General features: G+C 61.0%; 15 protein-coding genes and 1 pseudogene. 10 read left to right on the plus strand and 6 right to left on the minus strand.

The annotated features are described in order from the left end of the window. Positions 1-81: 81 nt before the first annotated feature. A complete protein-coding gene (locus HB780_RS08580; protein ID WP_183686865.1) occupies positions 82-1,128 on the minus strand; it encodes an NAD(P)-dependent alcohol dehydrogenase in 1,047 nt (348 codons plus the stop codon). A gap of 275 nt (positions 1,129-1,403) precedes the next feature. Between HB780_RS08580 and HB780_RS08585 the strand changes: the two genes are divergently transcribed. After that, entirely contained in the window at positions 1,404-1,541 is a 138-nt protein-coding gene (locus HB780_RS08585; protein ID WP_183686866.1) for a hypothetical protein, read from the plus strand. A 38-nt stretch (positions 1,542-1,579) separates the two neighbouring features. On the opposite strand, the gene HB780_RS08590 is transcribed toward HB780_RS08585, so the two are convergent. Continuing rightward, on the minus strand, positions 1,580-3,043 hold the full coding sequence (locus tag HB780_RS08590; protein ID WP_286202892.1) for a DHA2 family efflux MFS transporter permease subunit: 1,464 nt from the start codon (positions 3,041-3,043) through the stop codon (positions 1,580-1,582). 380 nt (positions 3,044-3,423) lie between these two features. Between HB780_RS08590 and HB780_RS08595 the strand changes: the two genes are divergently transcribed. Then, complete coding sequence (locus tag HB780_RS08595) at positions 3,424-4,218, plus strand: FadR/GntR family transcriptional regulator (RefSeq protein WP_183686868.1); 795 nt, start codon at positions 3,424-3,426, stop codon at positions 4,216-4,218. A 41-nt stretch (positions 4,219-4,259) separates the two neighbouring features. On the opposite strand, the gene HB780_RS08600 is transcribed toward HB780_RS08595, so the two are convergent. The 4 genes from HB780_RS08600 to HB780_RS08615 form a co-directional block, all read right to left on the minus strand. After that, positions 4,260-5,756, minus strand: coding sequence for an MDR family MFS transporter (locus HB780_RS08600; RefSeq protein WP_183686869.1), 1,497 nt, complete (start codon positions 5,754-5,756; stop codon positions 4,260-4,262). A gap of 193 nt (positions 5,757-5,949) precedes the next feature. After that, positions 5,950-6,426 (minus strand): nucleoside deaminase, encoded by a 477-nt coding sequence (locus HB780_RS08605; protein ID WP_183686871.1) that lies wholly within the window; start codon positions 6,424-6,426, stop codon positions 5,950-5,952. A gap of 129 nt (positions 6,427-6,555) precedes the next feature. Further along, on the minus strand, positions 6,556-6,984 hold the full coding sequence (locus HB780_RS08610) for an SRPBCC family protein (protein ID WP_183686873.1): 429 nt from the start codon (positions 6,982-6,984) through the stop codon (positions 6,556-6,558). After that, positions 6,977-7,312 (minus strand): ArsR/SmtB family transcription factor, encoded by a 336-nt coding sequence (locus HB780_RS08615; protein ID WP_183686875.1) that lies wholly within the window; start codon positions 7,310-7,312, stop codon positions 6,977-6,979. Before HB780_RS08615 ends, HB780_RS08610 begins: the two co-directional genes overlap by 8 nt. Before the next feature lie 271 nt (positions 7,313-7,583). On the opposite strand from HB780_RS08615, the gene HB780_RS08620 reads away from it, so the two are divergent. The 8 genes and pseudogenes from HB780_RS08620 (at position 7,584) to HB780_RS08655 (ending at position 17,076) form a co-directional block, all read left to right on the plus strand. Beyond that, positions 7,584-8,717: an ROK family transcriptional regulator gene (locus HB780_RS08620; RefSeq protein WP_183689659.1), complete on the plus strand. Its 1,134-nt coding sequence runs from the start codon at positions 7,584-7,586 to the stop codon at positions 8,715-8,717. 9 nt (positions 8,718-8,726) lie between these two features. Then, positions 8,727-10,169: a M81 family metallopeptidase gene (locus HB780_RS08625; RefSeq protein ID WP_183686876.1), complete on the plus strand. Its 1,443-nt coding sequence runs from the start codon at positions 8,727-8,729 to the stop codon at positions 10,167-10,169. Between the two features lie 116 nt (positions 10,170-10,285). After that, entirely contained in the window at positions 10,286-11,023 is a 738-nt protein-coding gene (locus HB780_RS08630) for a FadR/GntR family transcriptional regulator (RefSeq protein WP_183686879.1), read from the plus strand. 89 nt (positions 11,024-11,112) lie between these two features. Beyond that, positions 11,113-12,621: an ABC transporter substrate-binding protein gene (locus tag HB780_RS08635; protein ID WP_183686881.1), complete on the plus strand. Its 1,509-nt coding sequence runs from the start codon at positions 11,113-11,115 to the stop codon at positions 12,619-12,621. Positions 12,622-12,682: 61 nt separating this feature from the next. Next, a pseudogene (locus tag HB780_RS08640) lies at positions 12,683-13,629 on the plus strand (ABC transporter permease). Then, entirely contained in the window at positions 13,626-14,504 is an 879-nt protein-coding gene (locus tag HB780_RS08645) for an ABC transporter permease (protein ID WP_183686883.1), read from the plus strand. The pseudogene HB780_RS08640 and the gene HB780_RS08645 overlap by 4 nt, the downstream one beginning before the upstream one ends. Positions 14,505-14,526: 22 nt before the next feature. Then, positions 14,527-16,314: a gamma-glutamyltransferase family protein gene (locus tag HB780_RS08650; protein ID WP_183686885.1), complete on the plus strand. Its 1,788-nt coding sequence runs from the start codon at positions 14,527-14,529 to the stop codon at positions 16,312-16,314. Positions 16,315-16,317: 3 nt separating this feature from the next. Next, positions 16,318-17,076, plus strand: a complete 759-nt coding sequence (locus tag HB780_RS08655) for a DUF1028 domain-containing protein (protein ID WP_183686887.1) — start codon at positions 16,318-16,320, stop codon at positions 17,074-17,076. Positions 17,077-17,106 lie beyond the last annotated feature (30 nt).

A 17,106-nucleotide genomic window follows, 5' to 3' on the forward strand; every position in this document is an offset into this window, starting at 1 on the left:
CGCGGGGGCGTCTATGGGATCATGCGAAACAAAAGACAAACCGCCGCCTGGCCGAAACGAGGCAGCGGCGAAAGCAGGCGCCTACTGATCCAGAACGATCTGCAGTTTGACGTCGCTTGGACGTGCTTCCACGGCGCGATCGAAGGCTTCGATCGATTGCTCGAACCGGAACGTCTCCGAAATCAGCGGCTTCAGGTCGACGCGGCCGGATGCGATCAGCGCGATCGAGCGCTCATATTGATGGGCATAACGGAAAACTGTCTCGATGCGGATTTCCTTCGTCGACGCCGTCGAGACATCGAAGCCGACCGGGGCGACCGGCAGGCCGACGGCGACGATGACGCCGCCCGGACGCGGCAGCTCCATGACCGTTTCCCAAGCCTTCGGCGAACCGGAGCATTCGAAGACGACATCGGCGCCCCAACCGTCGGTCAGGCTCTTGACCTCTTCGATCAGGTTCTTCTCGCGGATATTGACCGGGATCACGCCCTGATACTGCGCGGCAATATCGAGCTTCGGCTGCGCAAGGTCGGCAATGATGGCGCGGGCGCAGCCGCCGGCAAGGGCAGCGATCGCCACCATGGTGCCGATCGGGCCGGCGCCGAGCACGACGGCGGTATCGCCGGGCGCAATCTTCGCCTTGCTGGCTGCCTGCATGCCGACCGCAAAAGGCTCGACCATCGCGCCCTCGGCAAAGCTGACATTGTCCGGCAGCTTGAAGGTATAATTGGCAGGGTGCACGACGAAGGGCGTCAGCACGCCATGGATCGGCGGCGTCGCCCAGAAGCTGACGGCGGGATCGACATTGTACATGCCGAGGCGGCTGGCCTTGGAATTGGCATCGGGAATGCCCGGCTCCATGCAGACGCGATCGCCAATCTTCAGATGCGAAACACCCGCGCCAACCTCGACCACCGTGCCAGCCGCCTCATGACCAAGCACCATCGGCGCATTGACGATGAACGGGCCGATGCGGCCATGGGTGTAGTAATGCACATCCGATCCGCAGACGCCGACCGTATGGATCTTGATCTTCACCTCGCCCGGTCCGACCTCCTGTGGCAGGTCGATGTCACGAAGCGCCAACTCATGCTGACGCTCCAGTACCAGGGCACGCACCTTGCTCATCACGTCTTCCTCTTTCAGAAATAAACCTCCGCCCCCGCGCGGCCGCAAGGACATCCTCGTTCGTTATATAGCCGCGACTAGCATCACAAAATGACCTTTCCACGAAAACCAGATCAATTTGGCTCAATCCGAGGGAAAATGGCGCGAACCGCCGCCAGGATATTAATGTTAGAATATTCTTTTAAAGAGATGCGCCACGACTAATCATATTGGTAATATTGACTAGCGCTCCATTTCTTGCCCTTTTAGCAGGTACGGAACAGGAGGACGCTCAAATGGTATATGACTGGACCGGCCAGCGCACCCGCCGGACGAAGGTGCTGCGCGCAGCAAGCATCGCAATACTTCTTCTCTTTTTAGTCACAGTCCCTGTTTTACTGCTGCATTACAACTTCATCCATTATCCTTATTGAGTCGCCGGACGACGATTGTTTTCGGCTGCAGCTGCTGATCAGGTGGCCTTTTTCGCGCTCGGCTTCGGCTTGCGCGAAACGTTATCCCCAGATTTCGGATCAAGCGACAGACAATCGAGAACTGCCAGGAGCGCGATGATCCCGAGCATGAGGAAAGCCAGGCGAAATTCGATGGCGGTGATCCCGCTCATGCCAAGCGGCGCACTGACGGCCTGGCCGATGCGGATGCCGATAGCGCCGACGGCAATCCCCATTCCCATGGTCAATTGAAAGGCCGTGCTGAACAGCGTGTTGGCGCCGGTCATCTGCTTTGGCGGAATGTCGGCGAAGGCGATGGTGTTCAGCGCCGTGAAATGCATCGACCGGCACATGCCGCCGATGAACAGCACGGGGATGATGAACCAGATCGGCGTATCCGGGGAAAATAGCGCGCAGGCCGCGATGAAGATCGCGTTGAGGATGCCGTTGACGATCAGCACCGGCTTGAAGCCGAAGCGCCTCAGGATCGGCGTTGTGCCCGGCTTCATCACCAGATTTCCGGCAAAGACTGCGAGCGTCAGCATGCCGGCATGAAAGGCGCTCAGCCCGAAGCCCACCTGGAACATCAGCGGCAGCAGGAAAGGCACCGCACCGATGGCGGTGCGAAACAGCGAGCCGCCCCAGATGGTCACGGCAAAGGTCGGCAGCTTCATTCCGGAGAGATCGATCAGCGGATGCTCGCTTCTGCGGAAGTGGAACAGGGCGGCGGCAAGCAGGACCAGACCGGCGATGACATAGGCCCAGGCTTCCAGCCAGACCGGATCCGGACGGCCGATAAGCTCCAGCCCGTACATCAGGCTCGCCAGACCGAAACCGCTGATGACAAAACCGATCCAGTCGAAGGGCGGGCGGGCGGCGCTTTTCGTTTCAGGGATCAATATGATTGCAAAGATAAACGCCACTATGCCGAGCGGCAGGTTGAGATAGAAGATCCAACGCCAGCTCGCATGGTCGGTGATGAAGCCACCGAGCGGCGGCCCTAAAATAGGCGCCACCAGCGCCGGCCAGGTGATCGTGGCGATCGCCGAGATCAACTGGTCCTTCGGCGTATTGTTGAGGACCACGAGCCGGCCCACCGGCACCATCATCGCGCCGCCGATGCCTTGCAGGATCCGCATGGCGACGAAGGAACCGACGCCGTTGGCAAGACCGCAAAGAACGGAGGCAAACGTGAAGATGACGACAGCCGTGGTGAACACCAGGCGCGCGCCGAACCGGTCGCTGATCCAGCCGCTGATCGGGATGAAGATGCCGAGCGTCAGAAGATAGGCGCTCATGCCGATATTGAGATCGACGGGCCGGGCGCCAAAGGACGCGGCCATCTGCGGCAAGGCAGTGGCGATGACGGTGCCATCGAGGTTTTCCATGAAGAAGGCGCCGGCCACGAGCAGCGCAATCAGCAGCGGCCTGGAGCCGGACGCCTGCACTGCATCCTCCCGCTTGCGCGTGGATATATCATTCATTCTAAAACTGCTCCGAACCGCCTCGCATCCCCGGTTATCTAAACGGTTTCTCGCCGCTTCCGATAGGCTGAAATCGTCGCACCATTCAATGAAGCAATCACGTTTCGCTTAACCGCCAGATCAGAATTTGATCGCGATGTCGCGTGTCAGAGCACTCGTTCATCCCATGATCCAGTCGATACGCGCCAGTAGGCATGCGCACACAAGACATGGTAGAGTCTTCGCCAAGATATGACGCAACGAGAACGGCAAAATCAACGCCGACCAACTATGGAACCCCACGAGCGAGCCTGGATACACCAGCGTGATGTCAGCTAGACCCCCTAGAAGCTGGCGATTTCCCTCGCATCGCCTTTCAATCAGACATGAGAGTCCCAGTAATGAAACATGGCATTGATGCAATGATTGCTCCGTCGACCCCGGTTTCGAAATTGATCATCACGCAATCGCCATTCGATGCTTATGTCCGCAAGTATGGCACGACCCCCCGTCGCGGCGTCTTCGGTTATTTTGTCCATGAACTTGGCCGCCGCATTGTCGGCGGCACTTACCCGGTCGGCGCGACGCTGCCGAACGAGCCCGACCTGGTGGAGCAGTTCGGCATCAGCCGCACCGTCATCCGCGAGGCGATGAAGTGCCTGGCGGGCAAGGGACTGGTGGAAATCAAGACCCGCGTCGGCACTCGCGTCAAGGAACGCGCCAACTGGCATCATCTCGATACTGACGTCATGGTCTGGTACTACGAGACCGGGCCGTCTGTGGAGATCATGCGTTCGATCAAGGATCTCCGGCGCGTGCTGGAGCCGGAGGCAACGGCGCGGGCTGCCACACGCGGTACCGAGGAGGATATCGCGGCCATCGCCTCCGCCTATGAGGACATGGTTTCCACCATCGGCGACATCAATATCAATGCCGATGCCGATCTGCGCTTTCATACTGCGATCTTCGCCGCCACGCGCAACGTGGTCTATTCACAGCTCATCGACCTGATCGCCGTCGCGATCTACGCCAACCGCACACTTTCGAGCCATGACGATGTCGCCGAAGGGCAAAAGCGCGCTTTGCCGTACCACAAGGCCATTCTCGACGCGATCGTCGCCCGCGATCCCGACGCCGCACTCAAGGCCTCGCACCACCTGCTCGATTCCTGGCGCTTCAACGATTACGATTTCTGAGGCGCAAAGCCGCAAGAGCCACAGCGTCCATTCTTATCTCGTCAATGCGTCATCGCTTCCTGAGCGTCTGTCTTCGGTATCTGCCGGCGGCCGGCGTCGCGCGCCACCGGAATGAGCCAGGTGGTCGCAAACGCCAGGATGGCAAGCGCGACGACGCCCCAGAAGCTCCAGTGCAGCGCCGCGTCGAAGACGCCGCGGATCGCCGGATCGGCAGCGAGATCTGACAGGCCGGTCGGCTGGTTCAGCACCTCATGCAGCCTGGCGGCCAGATCGCCACTGCCGAAATGGACGATGCCAATATTGAGTACCGCCCCCAGGGCGGTCGCGCCAAGCGTGTTGCCGAGGCTGCGCGAAAAGATGATCGACGCCGTGGCGCTGCCGCGCATCGACCATTCAACGCTTTCCTGCACCAGCACGATGCTGGTCAGGCTGATGAGACCCATGCCGAACCCCATCAGGAAAGAGCCGACGCCTGCCAGAATTGGGCTGCTTTCCGGCGTCAGAAACAGGAGAAAAGTCGCGCCGAATGGGAACATGAAGCTGCCGACGCGGAGCGTCCTGCGAATGCCGAAAGCGCGGAAGAAGCGGCTCGACAGCATCACGGCCAGTGGCCAACCGACGATCAGCATGGTCAGCGTGAAGCCCGCCACCAGCGGCGACCGGCCGAGCACGCCCTGCACATAGATCGGCAGGATGGTCGTCAGCCCGATCAGCGCCATGCCGGCCAGGAGCGTGACTGCGTTGCTGGTGGCTATCAATCGCCGGCTCCAAAGCTCGATCGAGATAATCGGCTCCGGCGCGCGCCGCTCCTGCCAGATGAACAGCGCCCCGGCAACGACGAAGACGATGGCGAGCGGACCAAGGACGCCGAGGCCCGAGCCTGTTTCGGTAAGGATCACCAGCAGCGAGATGATCGCGATCGAAAACAGGACCGTGCCGAGATAATCGATCTTCGCCTCGCGCGGCGTGATCTGCTCGTGCAGGAAGAATGTGAAGCCGATGATGGTCAGCACGCCGATCGGCAGGTTAATCCAGAAGATCCAGGCCCAGGATACATTATCGACGATGACGCCGCCGGCAAGCGGGCCGATGACGGCCGACACCGCCCAGACGCTGGCAAGTGCGCCTTGCACCTTGGCACGCTCCTCCAGCTTGTAGAGATCGCCGACCACGGTCATCGTCACCGGTTGGATCGCACCGGCGCCAAGGCCCTGAAGCACCCTGAAGGCGATCAAGGAGGCCATTGACCAGGCAAAGCCCGCCAGCGCTGACCCCACAAGAAAGATCACGATGCCGCCTATCAGCATTGGCTTGCGGCCGAAAATATCCGACAGTTTGCCGTAGATCACCGTCGTCGTGGACTGCGCCAGAAGAAACGCGGAGAAGACCCAGCTATAATAGGTAAAGCCACCAAGCTGGCCGACGATATGCGGCATGGCTGTGGCGACAATCGTCGCCTCGATAGCAACCATGAAGGTCGCCAGCATGATCGAGACAATGACCAACGGACGTCTCGAACGATCGGCCGCACTGGACATGACATTCCTTTCTGACAGTTCCACCCAACCGCAAACGCGTATAGGCCGTCAACGCGGCCATGGGCGAACGATAAATTCTTGAGATCAACGTCGGAGGGTTAAGCAACTACAGGGGCGTTGGCCTGCTGGTTCGTGATGATAAGCATTGCATACTTACACCGGCGGATGTCAACCATTTAACAAGACTGACGGATCACCAAACACCGTCATGCAGCGCCGTTGCTTCTTCGCAAAGCATCGGACCCACCACCTCGACCTTCCGCTGGCCCGCCTCGAAAACGACACGACACGGCAGGTCAAGCGTCGGATTTTCCGGATGATTGCCGGTGATCGCCTTGAGCTGGCTTTCGCTGAGACCATAGACGACACGGCCGACACCGGCCCAATAGGCGGCACCGGCACACATGGCACAGGGTTCGGCGGAGGTATACATCGCACATTGAACCAGAAAACCCGGCGAATATTGCTGCGAGGCCCTGGTCATCAGCACACGCTCGGCATGGCCGGTCATATCCTGCGTCGGATTATAGGCGTTTTCCTGCTCCATCAGCACAGTGCCGTCTGGTCCGACCAGAATGGCTCCGAAAGGATGATTGCCGTTCAACCGCGCTCGCGCCGCCACCTCGAAGGAGCGGCGCAAAAAGACTTCGTCGTCGAGAGGTGCGGTCATGGTCCCTGCCCTGCTATAAAACGCGTATCGGCAACTTGCGCGATGCACATCCGGCTGACAAGCCGCAATTTCAGGGCGGAGGCGGGAAATCCTCGGCCGGGCAGAATGACTGCCCGGCGCGGATCGATATCAAGCGATACTTTGCTCAAGATTGTCCAGGATCGCGTTCCAGCCCTTCGTATGGCCCTGCCGCGCCTCCTCGCTGCGGAATTTCACCTGTCTCAGGGTGATTTCCGTCGTATCGGGATCCACTTCAGCAAGATCGATGGTCACCACGCTGTCATCGAGGGAGTATGGCGACTCCCAGGTAAAGGACAGGCGTGAATGGGGATCGATCTCGAGATAGGTGCCGGCATGTGGGATCTCCCGCTCGGCGGACACCATGACGATTGAAAACCGCCCGCCCTTGACCGGATCGGTCTTGACCTTGGATGCCACGCCGCCATCGGTGGGCGTTCGCATGAATTTCGCCAGCATTTCGGGCGAAAGCCAGGCATTGAATACCGTCTCACGCGGGGCCGCAATTTTGCGGTTCACTGTCAATTCAAGTTCAGTCATCTCTTTCATCCTTCGAAACGAGTAGGTTCTCGAGCGCCGCAAGGCGCAGTTCCCAAATCGACTTCAGTTGCGCGAACCAGCCCTCCGTCAGTTTCAGCGGTTCGAGCTCCACGGCAATGAAATGCTCGCGGCCCAAAGTCCTGCGGGTGACGAGACCTGCCTCCTCCAGCACCTTGATGTGCTTGGAGACGGAGTTGAGGGACATCTCGAAATGCGCGGCGAGCGCCGTCACTCTCAACGCACCCTCCTGAACAAGCAGCGTCAAGATTTGTCGCCGGGTGGTATCGCCGGCGGCCTTCAGAATTCGTGACAGAGCATCTTCGTCCATTTATTCACCCATACGGTTGAATATACAAAATCACGCCGGATAGTCAACCATATGGGTGAATATTTCGTATCGTCACCAGAGCCGAGATTGGTGGCGGCGCCTTTGCCCGAGAATTTCTTATGAAAAATCAAGCACAAGTTGCAAACCTATGATCCATCGATCATACACGGGGCTTAAATCACCTTTGCAATTCACGATGATTGCTTTGTTCACTTTCTAAACTTACTGTCAGGCTAAAATACTGGTCAAATACGCTAAGCGGAACATGGAATTGCTCACCTCCTCGCAGCGGCAGCTTTTGCGCGTCATCAGCGAATCCGGTCCTCTCAGCCGGACGGTGCTCGCCACTTCGATGGGGCTCAGCAAGGCGGCGATGAGCGGCATCGCCCGCGACCTGATCAGCCTCGGCGTCCTGCATGAGACCGAGACGGTCTACGGCCAGGGCCGACCATCGATCTTGCTCGACCTGCATCCGGAAGGCGCCTTTTTCGTAGGTATCTCGCTGCTGGAGGATCCGGCGCCGATGGTCCTCAGCGACCTCAATGGCAAGATCATCGCGCGCGAGAATATGCCGTTGTCGCGCGATCCGGAGATCATCGCGGGCCTGATCGCCGATGCACTGCCGAAGCTGCTTGCCGGGCGGGCGGATGCGGCCGACAAATTATCGGGTCTCGGCGTTGCACTCTCGGGTTTCGTCGACGAGAAGCAGGCCAATTGCGTGCAATCCACCCTGCTCGGCTGGCAGGATGTGCCGCTTGCCAGGATCATTCGTGAGAAGACTGGAATCGAGACCTTCATCGAGAACGACGCCAAGGCGATGGCCGTCAGCGAGAAACTGTTCGGCAGCGCCCGCGATATCCTGAATTTCAGCGTCGTCTCCTTCGGTGACGGCATCGGCTGCGCTCACTTCATCGGCGGCAAGCTCTATCGTGGCAATCATGGCGGCGCCGGCGAAATCGCCCATTGCACTATCGAGCTTGAAGGCTCGCCCTGCCGCTGCGGCAAGCGCGGCTGCCTCGACACGGTCGCCTCGATGAAAGCTATCAAGGAGATGACGAAGGCTGAGGGCCTTGCCTGCACGTCGCTGACCGCGCTGGAAGAAGAGGCATCGCTCGGCAATGCCGCCGCCATCCGCATTCTGCGCCGGGCCGGCAGCGCGCTTGGCCTGGCGATCGCGCACCTGATCCAGTTCAACGATCCCGGCATGGTCCTTATTACCCATGTCGAAGGCAATTTCGACGGTCTGTTCAGCACCGCCATGCGGCAGGCCATCGAAGCCAATGTGTTGCCGCGATATGCCGGCCAGACGCCGATCCGCACCCAGCGCGTCGATAGTGATGTCTGGGCGCGGGGCGCCGCCAGCATAGCCGCCCATAATTTCCTGATTGGTTCCAACCCGAATTAGAGGTTTCCCATGCGTATCGCCGTCGGTGGCATTCATACCGAATGCAGCACGTACAATCCGGTCCTGGCCGAAGAGAAAGATTTCCGCATCATCCGCGGCGAGGCGCTGACCGCAGCAGCCTATTTCGCTTTCTTGAAGGATTACGACGCAGAGTTCCTGCCGACCATCCACGCCCGGGCCATCGCCGGCGGCCCGATCGCCCGTCATACCTACGAGGCTTTCAAGGCGGAGTTCCTCGAGCGGCTGAAGCCGCTATTGCCGCTCGACGGGCTCTATATCGCGATGCATGGAGCGATGTATGTCGAAGGCATGGAGGATGCCGAGGGCGACTGGATCGCGGCTGCCCGCGCCGTCGTCGGTGACGATTGCCTGCTGTCTGCCAGCTACGACCTGCATGGCAACGTCACCCAGCGCATCATCGACGCGCTCGACATGTATTCCACCTATCGCACCGCGCCGCATATCGATGTCGAGGAAACCATGCGTCGTGCGGTGAAGATGCTGACCGAGAGCCTGAAGACCGGCGTGAAACCGATCCTGCTCTGGGCGCCGATCCCTGTCGTGCTTCCCGGCGAGCGCACCAGCACGGTCGATGAACCGGCCAAGAGCCTCTACGATCTGCTGCCCGGCATCGATGCCATCGACGGCGTCTGGGATGCGTCACTGATGGTCGGCTATGTCTGGGCCGACGAACCGCGCGCCACCGCCGCCGCCATCATGACCGGCACGGATCGAGCCGTGCTGGAGCGCGAAGCGAAACGGCTGGCGCAGGCCTATTGGGACGTGCGCAAGGATTTTGTCTTCGGCTGCGAGACCGGCTCTATCGAGGAGTGCGTCGCCAAGGCGATCGCCAGCCCGACCGCTCCGGTGGTGCTGGCCGAGTCCGGCGACAATCCGACCGGTGGTGGCGTTGGCGACCGGGCCGATGTCCTGACCGAACTGATTGCCAAGGGCGCTAGCGGCGTCGTATTTGCCGGGGTCGCCGACAAGGCCGCGACGGAGGCCTGCTATACCACCGGCATCGGCGCCAAGCTCGATCTCACCGTCGGCGCTTCGCTGGACACCAAGGGCAGCAAGCCGGTAAGGGCCGAATTCACCGTCAAGTTCCTGCTGCAAACCGACGATGCCGCCGACCGGCAAGCCGTCGTTTCCATCGGCGGTATCGATCTGGTCCTGTCGGCAAAACGTCGCCCCTATCACAACATCGCCGATTTCACCCGCCTGGGCCTCGATCCGCACAACGCAAAGATCATCGTCGTGAAATCCGGTTATCTCTCGCCGGAACTGGCCCCGATTGCCAATCCGAACCTGATGGCGCTCTCGCCCGGCGTGGTCGACCAGTTCGTCGAGCGCCTTCCACGGCTACGCAAGCAGAAGCCGACCTATCCCTTCGACAAGGATTTTACATTTACGCCTGAGGTGTCGCTCTCGGCCCGCTCGGCCAATCATTAGCGGGCTACTGCGCAAACATTATGCATTGAATTGGTTTGCACAAAAAGAGCTTGACGCTGCGACTGACTTGAACTTGTATTGAACCAATCAAAAATTGGTTCGGACCATTTAACTTCATGGCAGCCAGCGGCCTTCCAGAAAATTCCACTCATGCCCTGGAGAAGCTCCGGGGACTTTTGGGCTCGGATAGTCTACTGCCGGATGGGAAGTTGCCGACCGAGCGCGCGCTCTCGGACATGTTCGGTGTCAGTCGCCGCGCCATCCGCCGCGCGCTCGAAGTACTCGAGACCGAGGGGCGCATCTGGCGGCGCCAGGGGTCCGGCACCTATGCCGGCCAGCGCCCGGATGACTGGAGCCAGCACGTCGGATCGATGATTGCCGGCACCAATCTCATGGAAATCATGGAAGTGCGCCTGCGCGTCGAGCCGCAACTCGCCCAGCTCGCCGCCATGCGCGCCAAGCCCGACGATATCGAGCGCATGTACGAGCTGACGAAGAAGATCGTCGCCAGCGACGACGCCGATAGCCGCGAGCTTTGGGACGGCGCGCTGCATCGCCTGATCGCGCAAAGCGCCGGCAACCAGTTCTTCCTGACGATCTTCGATGTCATCAACCATGTCCGCCAGGACGAGGCATGGCAAACCATTCGCGAATTGGCCCGCAGCACCAACAACACGCGCCCGATCTCCTCCGCCCAACACATGACGATCATCGACGCGATCGCGGCGCGCGATCCGATGAAGGCCGCCGAAGCCATGCGCCAGCATCTGCTGATGCTGCAGGAGAGCCTGATCCGTGTCACCTCGCTCGACGCCCAGCCACTGAAAAGGGAGCTGGCCAAGGCGCTTGACTGAGTATGGGCGCGACCGCGCAGAGACTGCCCGACCTGAGGGGAAACTGGTCGGAACTGCATTGAAAACAAAAATATAAACAGGAGAACAGGATGAAGATCGCCAAATTTCTGACATCGCTGGCCGCCGGCGTGTTGATCGCGCTGCCGGCCTTTGCCGTCGAACTCAAGATCGGCCTTCAGGACGATGCCGACGTGCTGGACCCGGCACAATCGCGCACCTTCGTCGGCCGCATCGTCTATACTGCGCTCTGCGACAAGCTGGTCGATGTCACGCCGGATCTCAAATTCGTGCCGCAGCTTGCCACCTCCTGGAAATGGTCCGCCGACGGCAAGCAGCTGACGATGGAATTGCGCCAAGGCGTCAAGTTCCAGGACGAGACGCCATTCAATGCACAGGCGGTGGTCGATAACATCCAACGCTACCAGACCATGCCTGAATCGCGCCGAAAGAGCGAACTCTCCTCCGTCGCCAAGGTCGAAGCGTCAAGCGAATACGAAGTAACCTTCACGCTGAAGGCGCCCGATGTCACGCTGCTCGCCCAGCTCTCCGACCGCTCCGGCATGATGGTCTCGCCGACAGCGGCCAAGGCGGCGGGCGCCAAGTTCGGCGATCATCCCGTCTGCTCCGGCCCGTTCAAGTTCGTCGAGCGCGTGCAGCAGGATCGTATCGTGCTCGAGAAGTTCCAGGACTACTGGAACAAGGACACTATCTTCATCGACAAGATAACCTACCTGCCGATCCCCGACACGACGGTCCGCCTCGCCAACCTGCGCTCCGGTGATCTCGACATGATCGAGCGCGTCGCCGCTTCCGACGCCGGCACCGTCAAGAGCGATAGCAATCTCGTCTATGCCGATGCCATCGGCACCGGCTGGCTGGGCGTCTACGCCAATGTCGGCAATGGTGCGCGCGCCGACAATCCGATGGGCAAGGACAAGCGCTTGCGACAGGCCTTCTCGCTGGCGATCGACCGCGATGCCGCCATGCAGATCGTCTATGACGGCACCGGCCTTGCCGGCAACCAGCCCTTCGCGCCGAACAGCCCCTGGTACGACAAGGACATTCCGGTTCCGACCCGCGACGTCGACAAGGCAAAGGCGCTGATCAAGGAAGCGGGCTACGATCGCGTGCCGATCGAACTGGCGGTTGCCAACAATCCCGTCTCGATGCAGATGATGCAGATCATCCAGTCGATGGTCGCAGAGGCAGGCTTCGACGTGTCGCTGAAGTCGACCGAATTCGCCACGCTGCTCGACGCGCAGACGGCCGGCAACTATCAACTCAGCCGCTCCGACTGGTCGGGCCGCGCCGACCCGGACGGCAATATCCAGCAGTTCGTCACGACCGGCGCCGGCCTCAACGACTCCAAATACAGCAATCCTGAGGTCGACAAACTCTTGCTGGAAGCCCGCCAGTCGCAGGACGATGCGGTGCGCAAGCAGAAGTACGACGCCGCGGAGGCGATCCTCAACGACGACCTGCCGATCATCTATCTCGGCCATCAGGCCTGGATCTGGGCCTACAACAAGAAGCTCACCGGCTTCGTAGCCTCGCCGGACGGCATGATCCGCCTCGCCGGCGTGAAGAAGGGCAGCTAGTTCGACAACGGCCTGTGGGAGAGACATCCCCGCAGGCCCTTCCCGAGATCAGGATCCGCTCATGTATACCTACATCGGAAAAAGGCTGCTGGTCGCCATACCGACGCTGCTGATCATCTCCGTCTTCGTTTTTCTCTGCAAAAGCTGCTGCCGGGCGACCCGATCCTGGCGATGGCGGGCGAAGAGCGCGATCCGCAGGTCATCGAATTTCTGCGCGAGAAATACCGGCTGAACGATCCTGTCATCTATCAATATGGCTATTGGCTGCAGGGCGTCGTGAAGGGCGATCTCGGCATGTCGCTGCGCACCAACCAGCCGGTTCTGACGTTGGTCGCCCAGAAGCTGCCGGTGACGATCCAGCTCGCCCTGATGTCGATGATCTTCGCCTTCGCGATCGGCATTCCCATGGGCATCTTGGCGGCGGTGAAGAAGAACACTATTGTCGACTACCTCGCCAATATTGTTGCCCTGTGCGGATTGTCCGTGCCGAATTTCTGGCTCGGCATCATGCTGATCCTGCTGGTCTCGGTGAAACTTCACTGGCTGCCGGCCTCCGGCTACCAGCCATTCTTCGAGGATCCCTGGCGCTCGATCCAGACCATGCTGATGCCCTCCTTCGTGCTCGGCAATGCGCTCGCCGCCACATTGATGCGCCACACCCGCTCTTCGATGCTCAGCGTGCTCAGCGCCGACTATATCCGCACCGCCCGCGCCAAGGGCCTGTCGGAGGCCGTCGTCGTTCTGCAGCACACCTTCCGCAACGCCATCCTGCCCATCGTCACCGTCAGCGCGCTGCTCTTTGGCGAGCTTTTGGCCGGTGCCGTGCTCACCGAGCAGATCTTCACCATCCCCGGCTTCGGCAAGCTCATCGTCGATGCGGTCTTCAACCGCGACTACGCCGTCGTCCAGGGCGTCGTGCTCTGCACCGCCGTCGGCTTTATCGCCATGAACCTCATCGCCGATATTCTCTATGTCCTCCTCAATCCACGTCTGAGGGCCGCCCTATGAACGAGATCGTGCAGACGGCGGTTACCACCGCCCCGGCCAAGCGCGCACCGAACCGCGCCTGGCGCAAGTTCAAGGCCAACAAGGGCGCGCTGGTCGGCATCTTCATCATCCTGTTCTTTACCTTGGCTGCTATCCTCGCCCCGATCCTGCCGATACCCGATCCGGTCGCCACCAGCTGGTCAGCGGTCCGCAAGGCACCATCGGCCGCGCACTGGCTCGGCACCGACGATATCGGCCGGGACATTCTGTCCCGCATGATCTGGGGCGCGCGGGCGTCATTGATGGCCGGCATCTTTTCCGTCGCCATCGCAGTCGCGATCGGCGTCCCCCTCGGCCTCATCTCCGGCTACTACGGCGGCTGGATCGACCAGATCATCTCGCGCGTCACCGAGGCATTTCTGGCGATGCCCTTCCTCATCACCGCGATCGCGCTTGCCGCCTTTCTTGGGCCGAGCCTCACCAACGCGATGATCGCCATCGGGCTTTCCGCAACACCCGTCTTCGTGCGCCTGACGCGTGGACAGGTGCTGGCGGTGAAGACGGAAGACTACGTCGAGGGCGCCCGCTCGATCGGCCTGCGCCATCTCAGCATCATCATCCGCTACATCCTGCCGAATGTGTTTGCCCCGATCCTGGTGCAGGCGACACTCACCATCGCTACTGCGATCATTGCAGAAGCTAGCCTCTCCTTCCTCGGGATCGGCCAGCAGGCACCTGCCCCAAGCTGGGGCTCGATGCTCAATGTCGCCAAGGGCTATCTAGAGACTCAGCCATGGATGGCCATTTGGCCGGGTGCCGCCATCTTCCTTGTCGTCATCGGTTTCAATCTCCTCGGCGACGGCCTGCGCGATGCGCTCGATCCGCGCGAAGCATGAATCATCTGAAAGGACATCCGCAATGACCGCATTCACGACACGCCCGGAAATCCTCGGCACCTTCGGCGTCGTCACCTCCACGCACTGGATCGCTTCCGCCGTCGGCATGAGCATTCTCGAAAAAGGCGGCAATGCCTTCGACGCCGCGGTTGCGACGGGCTTTGTCCTCCAGATCGTCGAGCCGCATCTTTGCGGCCCCGGCGGCGACATGCCGGCGATCATCTATTCGAAGAAGAAGGACAAGGTCGAGGTCATCTGCGCCCAGGCCCCTGCCCCGGCAGGCGCAACCATCGAACACTATACGAGCGAGGGGTTGAAGCTGATCCCCGGCGACGGCCTGCTGGCCACCGTTATCCCCGGCGCTTTCGACGGCTGGATGCTGATGCTGCGCGACTATGGCAAGCTTACCGTCCGCGAGGTCCTTGAGCCGGCGATCCACTATGCCGAGCACGGCCATCCCATCCTGCCGCGCGTCGCCGCGACCATTGCCGGCCTTGCCGACTTCTATCGCAAGGAATGGCCGACCTCCTTTGAGACCTGGCTGCCCGGCGGCTCCGCGCCAGAACCATGGTCGAACTTCAGGAACCCAGTGCTGGCCCAGACATGGAAGCGCGTGGTCTCGGAAGCCGAGGCAAAAAGCGGCCGCGAGGCACAGGTCGAAGCGGCACGCGACGCCTATTATCGCGGCTTCGTCGCCGAGGCGATCGACAGCTACGTCCGCAAGGCCGAGGTGATGGATGCCAGCGGCAGCAAGCACAAGGGCGTGCTGACCGCCGACGACATGGCCAACTGGTCGGCAACGATCGAAGAGCCGCTGACCTATGATTATCACGGCTGGACCGTCGCCAAGATCGGCCCCTGGGGCCAGGGACCGGCCTTCCTGCAGACGCTGTCGCTGTTGAAGGGCTTCGATATCGCCGCCATGGACCCGGCCGGCGCGGATTACGTCCATACCGTTACCGAGGCCATGAAACTCGCCTTCGCCGATCGCGAAGTCTATTACGGCGATCCGAATTTCTCAGCTGTACCGCTCGATATCCTGCTGTCGGATGCCTATGCCACTGAGCGCCGCAAGCTGATCTCTTCGCAAGCCTCTTTCGACCTGCGCCCGGGCAAGATCGCCGGCTTTGAAAGCCAGTACGATCTCACCATGTCCATGCTGGAAACGCCGGAAGCCAAGACCGGCGCGGTCTATGAGCCGACCATGTCGCATCTGACAGAGAAGCGCGGCGACACCGTGCATATCGACGTCATCGACCGCGAAGGCAACATGGTCTCAGTGACGCCATCCGGCGGCTGGCTACAATCCTCGCCGATCATACCGGGCCTCGGCTTTTGTCTCAATTCACGCGCGCAGATGTTCTGGCTGAAGCCCGGCCTGCCCTCGTCGCTGGCTCCCGGCAAGCGCCCACGCACGACGCTGACGCCGTCGCTTGCGCTCCACGAAGGTCGCCCGACACTTGCCTTCGGCACGCCCGGCGGCGACCAGCAGGAGCAATGGCAGCTCGCCTTCTTCCTGCGCTATGTCCATCACGGCCTGAACCTGCAGGAGGCGATCGACCGGCCGCTGTTCCACAGCACGCATTTCCCAAGCTCCTTCTATCCCCGCACCCGCGAGCCGGGCGGCCTAACGGCGGAGGCTAATTTCAGCCCCGAAGTGCTCGAAGCACTGCGCCAGAAGGGCCACAAGCTGACGGTTGCGCCGGAATGGACGGTCGGACGGTTGACCGCTGCACGGCGCGATACCAGCGGCCTCTTGCGCGCGGCCGCCACGCCGCGTTTGATGCAAGCCTACGCAATCGGGAGATAGCCAATGACCTGGTCAATCGTTGCCCGCGAGCCTGAAACCGGCCATCTCGCCATCGCCGTCGCCACCCGCTTCTTCGCGGTCGGCAGCCTGGTGCCGCATATTCGAGGCGGCATCGGCGCGGTCGCGACGCAAGCCTTCGTCAGCCCGCTCTATGGCATTGACGGTGTTACGATGCTTGCCGCAGGTCATGCGCCGGACGAGATCGTTGCAACATTGACCGCCCGCGACGAAGGCCGCGAACAACGCCAGTTCCACTTGATCGATGCAAAAGGCAATAACGCCGCCTTCACCGGCGCCAAATGCATCGACTGGGCCGGCCATCTGATCGACGATAATGTCTCGGTCGCCGGCAATATGCTCGCGGGGCCGCAAGTGATTGCCGAGACGCTTTCGACCTTCAAGAAGACCAAGGGCAAGCCGCTTGCCGAGCGGCTGCTCGAAGCCATGCGCGCCGGCGAAGATGCCGGTGGCGACAAGCGCGGCAAACAATCGGCAGCACTCGTGATCCATCGCGACCAGGACTATGCTTGGCTGAACATCTGGGTCGACGACAGCACCGATCCGCTGGCCGAGCTCGAACGGCTCTACGCCGTGGCGCAGGAGCGCTATCTCTATTTCGCCGAGACCATGGCGACGCGGCAGAACCCTGATGGCATGATCGACCGCCGCGAGATCGACGAAAAGATCGCAGCGCTGGAAGCCGCAAGGATTGCCGAGGGACGTCCGTCCGCATCTTTCGCCACATTACCGAAACTGTCTTGAGCGGAAACAGATGCCTGATACGATGCGCAA

The sequence above is a fragment of the Rhizobium lusitanum genome (assembly GCF_014189535.1).
Lineage (GTDB): Bacteria > Pseudomonadota > Alphaproteobacteria > Rhizobiales > Rhizobiaceae > Rhizobium > Rhizobium lusitanum_C.